Annotated in this window: 2 protein-coding genes; one reads left to right on the top strand and one right to left on the bottom strand. The window is 33.3% G+C overall.

All coding sequences use genetic code 11. From position 1 onward, the window contains the following. The coding region (locus tag KI686_RS07585; protein WP_237588671.1) for a DUF8693 domain-containing protein at positions 1–4,388 on the top strand (4,388 nt) is incomplete at its 5' end. A 345-nt stretch (positions 4,389–4,733) separates the two neighbouring features. Here the strand turns inward: KI686_RS07585 and groL are convergent. After that, on the bottom strand, positions 4,734–6,368 hold the full coding sequence (gene groL, locus KI686_RS07580; protein ID WP_237588670.1) for a chaperonin GroEL: 1,635 nt from the start codon (positions 6,366–6,368) through the stop codon (positions 4,734–4,736). Positions 6,369–6,385: the final 17 nt, after the last annotated feature.

Genomic DNA, 6,385 nt, shown 5'->3' with positions numbered 1-6,385 from the left:
CAGCTGATGCATTAATTTTAACAGGAACAGATGGTAATGGAGATGGAACCCCAGATGCATATCTAAACGGCGATACCGATGGTGATGGTGTTTTAGATTATTTAGATTTAGATGCCGATAATGATGGAATTGCAGATGTTGTAGAAGTAGGCGGAACTGATGCAAATGGAGATGGTAGAGCCGACAATTATGCAGATACCGATGGCGATGGATTTAATGATGTAGTAGATGGAGATCCAACAAATGTATTAGATACTGGTTATGACGGTTCTGGATTTAATACTAACAATGCTTTAATTTTAACAGGCGCAGATGACAATGGAGATGGAACCCCAGAAGCATATTCAAACGGCGATACTGATGGCGATGGTGTTTTAGATCATTTAGATTTAGATGCGGATAATGATGGAATTGCAGATGTTGTAGAAGCAGGCGGAACTGATGCAAATGGAGATGGTAGAGCCGACAATTATGCAGATACCGATGGCGATGGATTTAATGATGTAGTAGATGGAGATCCAACAAATACATTAGATGCAGGTGTAGATACAGCAGGAGCAAATACAGCTGATGCATTAATTTTAACAGGAACAGATGACAATGGAGATGGAACCCCAGATGCATATTCAAACGGCGATACTGATGGCGATGGTGTTTTAGATCATTTAGATTTAGATGCGGATAATGATGGAATTGCAGATGTTGTAGAAGCAGGCGGAACTGATTCAAATGGAGATGGTAGAGCAGACAATTATGCAGATACCGATGGCGATGGATTTAATGATGTAGTAGATGGAGATCCAACAAATGTATTAGATACAGGTGTTGATACAGCAGGAGCAAATACAACTGATGCATTAATTTTAACAGGCGCAGATGGTAATGGAGATGGAATCCCAGATGCATATCCAAACGGCGATACCGATGGCGATGGTGTTTTAGATCATTTAGATTTAGATGCGGATAATGATGGAATTGCAGATGTTGTAGAAGCAGGCGGAACTGATGCAAATGGAGATGGTAGAGCCGACAATTATGCAGATACCGATGGCGATGGATTTAATGATGTAGTAGATGGAGATGTAGGAAATGTATTAGATACAGGTGTTGATACAGCAGGAGCAAATACAGCTGATGCATTAATTTTAACAGGCGCAGATGGTAATGGAGATGGAACCCCAGATACATATCCAAATGGAGATTTTGATGGAGACGGTATCTTAAATCAATTAGATTTAGATTCAGACAATGATGGAATATTAGATGTTGTAGAAGCTGGAGGAACTGATGATGATAGAGATGGGGTGGCCGACAATTATGCGGATAGCGATAATGACGGATTTAATGATCTAGTTGATGGTGATGTAGGAAATGACGGAACCTCAGAAAATACAAATAATGTATTGATTACAACAGGAGCAGATACTGATAATAATGGAGCCCCTAATTCATATCCAAATGGAGATTCAGATTTAGATGGTTATTTAAATTTCTTAGATATCGATGCTGATAATGATGGTATACCAGATAATATAGAGGGGCAACCAACAGTTGGTTATATTGCGCCTTCTGGTTCTGGTATAAATATTACAGATGCTAATAATAATGGAGTTGATGATAATTATGAAAACGGAACTATTATTGGTTTAGATGTTGAGGACACAGATTCAGATGAAATTCCAGATTATTTAGATTCAGATTCAGATGGAGATAGTATTCCAGATATTAGAGAAAACGGAGATACAAACGTAGCTTCTGCAGGTGATTCAGATGGTGATGGTTTATTAGATGTTTTTGATGATAATGATGATTCTACAGCAAATGGACATACAGTTAATGACGGTTTAGATCCTAGTATTATTACAGATATCAATTCTTTAGTAAATTCATTTGGAGATTTAGATAATGATGTAACAACAATGGGGAATTTAGATTATAGAGATACTACAGTAGATGGAGTTGCTATGATTACACAGGTATACCAATTTGAAAATGAGCGATGGATAGAGGTAACAAATATTAGTACAACAAATAGTATTGCTGCCAATTTAATTAATATTCAACTGTACAATTCTAAAACAGGAGATCAAACAGGTATTTTACCAGATGTAACATACACAGTTTCATCAGAATTAGCAGTAGGTCAGTCAGTAATAATAGGAAACGGTACAAATAGTATAACCAATATTAATAATAATGCTGTTGTTGTAACTAATGTAAATTTAACCAATATAGAAGGAGCGGATGATATAATTACGTTATCTAGAACAACAGATGCGACTTCTTATGAAAATAGGTATGATGTTATAGAATCTTTTTCAAACAAAACTTCTTATGTAAGAATAGACGAAACATTAGCACCAAATGAAAATTATACACCTAGTGAGTGGGTAGTTTTTATAGATGATGCTTTAGATCCTTATAGAACTTTAGAGAATGGAAGTCCAGAAAGACATCCACACGATCCATTAATTTCAGAAATAGTAAGTTCTAATTCAGAAGCAAATTCACAATTAGGGTTACATAGAATAGACATAACAACAAGAGAAAGTGGTGATGTTTGGTCTAATGGATTTCCAGATAGATCTCGTTTTGTGGTGATTGATAATGATTATAATCATATAGGAAGTAGGTTTAGTGCAAGAAAATTAACTGTAAATACAGATAAAAAATTAGCAATTACAGATAGTTTATTAGTTGTAACAAACAATATTGTGTTAGATGGAGAAATAAGATTAGTAAGTACAGATGACACTAATAAAGCACAATTAGTACAAACACATAGCTCTTTAAACCAAGTTACAGGTTCAGGAAAGTTATTGATAGATCAAAATTCAGAAGTACCAAGTTTATATAGATACAACTATATGAGTTCTCCTGTTGTACCAGACGCTTCCTCTCCAGAATATACTGTAGAAGCTATTTTTAAAGATGGTACAAACCGATTAACATATGGTGGAGAAATTAACAACACAGAAACAGGTGTTGCAAGAGATATTACTTGGGTTGGAGGTTATGATGGAGATACAACAACTCCTATTAGTTTGGCAGATTATTGGATTTATACATTTGCACCTAGTACTGCGGGGTATTCTAATTGGTTTCAGGCTAGAAAATCTGGAGTTATAGGAAGTGGAGAAGGTTTTATATTTAAAGGACCTGGTAGACCACAAAACTATACGCTTATGGGGTCTCCAAATGATGGTGAATTCAATACTCCATTAGCTCTTACAGGAGATCAAGAATATTTAATAGGAAATCCATATGTATCTGCTTTAAATGTAAATAAATTTATAGAAGATAATATTAATTCAATAACAGGTTCTCTATATTTCTGGGAGCATCATCAAAGTGCTATTGGAGAAGGAGAAGGAATTGATGGACATATTTTTGCAGGCTATATTGGAGGTTATGGAGTTAGAAATAGAGCTATGGGATTAGCAGCTAATAGCCCAGACAATACAAGTAATGACAATAATGGCACTTCTGGTATTGGTGGTGGTACATATACAACTCCAGGCCCTTACGTTGCTGTAGCACAAGGCTTTATGGTTGTTGGGGATAGTAATGGTGGAGATGTAGAATTTAACAATAGTCAAAGAGAATATATTACAGAGGGAACAGAATCAGTATTCTTTAAAACAGAAGAGACAATAGGTAAAACAGCAGCAAAAGATGAATCTACGTTATTGCCAATTATTAAATTAGGATTTAGTTATAAAAATGAAGAAGAGTTAATGTTACACCGTCAGTTAGGAATTTCTTTTAAAGAAGGTAACTCATTTGAGTTTAATAAAGGATTCGATGCAGAAGTATTTGATACAGGGAAAACAGATATTTACTGGAAATTACCTAATGATGAAATGAAATATGCCATTTTAGGAGTACAAGAAATATCAGAAGACCTAGAGATTCCATTAGAAATAGTAATGGATTATTCAGGGGATATAACTCTGACAATTGATGAAATGCAAAATGTGCCAGAAAATGTATACATTAAAGATAAGTTAACAGGAGTATCTTATCAAGTAGTAAATAATATAATTACATTAACATTAGATACTGGTGTTTATTCAGATAGATTTGTACTAGGGTTTAAAGAAGATTCTGTATTAGGTTTAGATGATGATCTTATAAGTAACACTACTTTAAATATTTATGCAGATAACACCAACAATAAATTAGTTTTAACTAAACAAGATAATTTAATTGTAAACACTGTTCAATTGTATAATGTTTTAGGAAAACAGGTAGGTATTTGGGAAATAGATGATGAGCAAAAAAATTATCATGAATTTGATGTTAAAGAATATTTACCAACAGGAGTGTATATCGTAAAAGTTAGTAGTAGTAAAGGATCTTATAATAAGAAAGTTTTAGTAGATTAGTAATATTTATAAGTTTAAAGGTTATAAAAAGGTCATCAAATATTTGATGGCCTTTCTTTTTATATTAAATATTTAAAACGGTTTAGAGGGATTCTTTTTTAGAAATATAACATTACATATAAGTTCTTTTTACTTTTTTAAAATAAATGATTATAAGTGTTTTTGATGATGATTTATTTGTAATAAGACTTTCTAAAAATGTTTTTTAAACTGCGTCATTATACTTTAAAATCGATATTAACTTTTAAAGCAATATTTAGAATCATGACAGAAGTAATAAAATAAAAAAATCTCAGACTAAATATTTAGCCTGAGATTTAAAAAATAATAATGTAATACAAGATATTACATCATTCCTGGCATTCCACCACCCATTGGAGGCATTCCTGCAGCAGGATTATCTTCTTTAATATCAATTAAAGCACATTCTGTAGTAAGAATCATACCAGCTACAGAAGCAGCATTTTCTAAAGCAACACGAGTTACTTTTTTAGGATCTATAATTCCCGCATCTAACATGTTTACATATTGATCTGATTTAGCATCGTAACCAAAGTCTTTTTTACCTTCTAAAACTTTGTTTATTACAACAGAACCTTCTCCACCAGCATTTTCTACAATAGTTCTTAAAGGAGCCTCAATAGCTTTGTTTACAATTTGTATACCAGTAGTTTCATCTAAATTTTCTGTAGTTAATTTTTCTAAAACTTTTTTAGCACGCACTAAAGCAACACCTCCACCGGCAACAATACCTTCTTCTACAGCAGCTCTTGTAGCGTGTAAAGCATCATCAACTCTATCTTTTTTCTCTTTCATTTCTACTTCAGAAGCAGCACCAACATATAAAACAGCAACACCACCAGCTAATTTAGCTAAACGCTCTTGTAGCTTTTCTTTATCGTAATCTGATGTTGTAGATTCTATTTGAGATTTAATTTGACTAACTCTTGCTTTAATAGTATCTGCATCACCAGAACCATTAACAATTGTTGTGTTATCTTTATCTATTGTAATGCTTTCTGCAGTACCTAATAAATCTAAAGTTGCGTTTTCTAAAGAAAAACCTCTTTCTTCAGAGATTACTGTTCCGCCTGTTAAAATAGCGATGTCTTCTAACATAGCTTTTCTTCTGTCTCCAAAACCAGGAGCTTTAACAGCAGCAATTTTTAAACCACCTCTTAATTTATTTACAACTAAAGTAGCTAATGCTTGTCCATCTACATCTTCAGCAATAATTAATAAAGGTCTACCAGATTGAGAAACTGGTTCTAATATTGGTAAAATTTCTTGTAAATTAGAAATCTTTTTGTCGAATAATAAAACATACGGATTTTCTAAATCTGCAATCATTTTATCTGCATCGGTAACAAAATAAGGAGATAAATATCCTCTATCAAACTGCATACCTTCTACAACATCTACATAAGTATCTGTACCTTTAGCTTCTTCTACAGTAATAACCCCTTCTTTACCCACTTTACTAAAAGCAGTAGCAATTAAGTCTCCAATAATAGCATCATTATTAGCAGAAATAGAGGCTACTTGTTGTATTTTTTCTGATGAATTACCAACTTTTTCAGTTTGTTTTTCTAAATCAGAAACAATTGCCGTAACAGCTTTGTCTATCCCTCTTTTTAAATCCATTGGGTTAGCACCAGCAGCAACATTTTTTAAACCTTCTTTAACTATTGCTTGTGCTAAAACGGTTGCAGTTGTTGTTCCGTCACCAGCTAAATCGTTGGTTTTAGAAGCAACCTCTTTTACCATTTGAGCTCCCATGTTTTCTAGCTCGTTTTCTAATTCTACTTCTTTTGCAACAGAAACACCATCTTTAGTTACAGTTGGTGCACCAAAAGATTTAGAAATAATTACGTTTCTACCCTTTGGCCCTAATGTTACTTTTACTGCATTTGCTAAAGCATCAACTCCACGTTTTAACCCGTCTCTTGCTTCAATATCAAATTTTATATCTTTTGCCATTTTTTAATTTTGTTTTT

It is taken from the genome of Polaribacter sargassicola (genome assembly GCF_021991835.1).
In the GTDB taxonomy this organism is placed as follows: domain Bacteria; phylum Bacteroidota; class Bacteroidia; order Flavobacteriales; family Flavobacteriaceae; genus Polaribacter; species Polaribacter sargassicola.
This window is presented reverse-complemented; position numbering and strand designations above follow the sequence as displayed.

Bases quoted from the DNA above. Each gene is read 5' to 3' on its own strand.
- groL (WP_237588670.1), bottom strand. From the start codon at position 6,368: ATGGCAAAAGATATAAAATTTGATATTGAAGCAAGAGACGGGTTAAAA.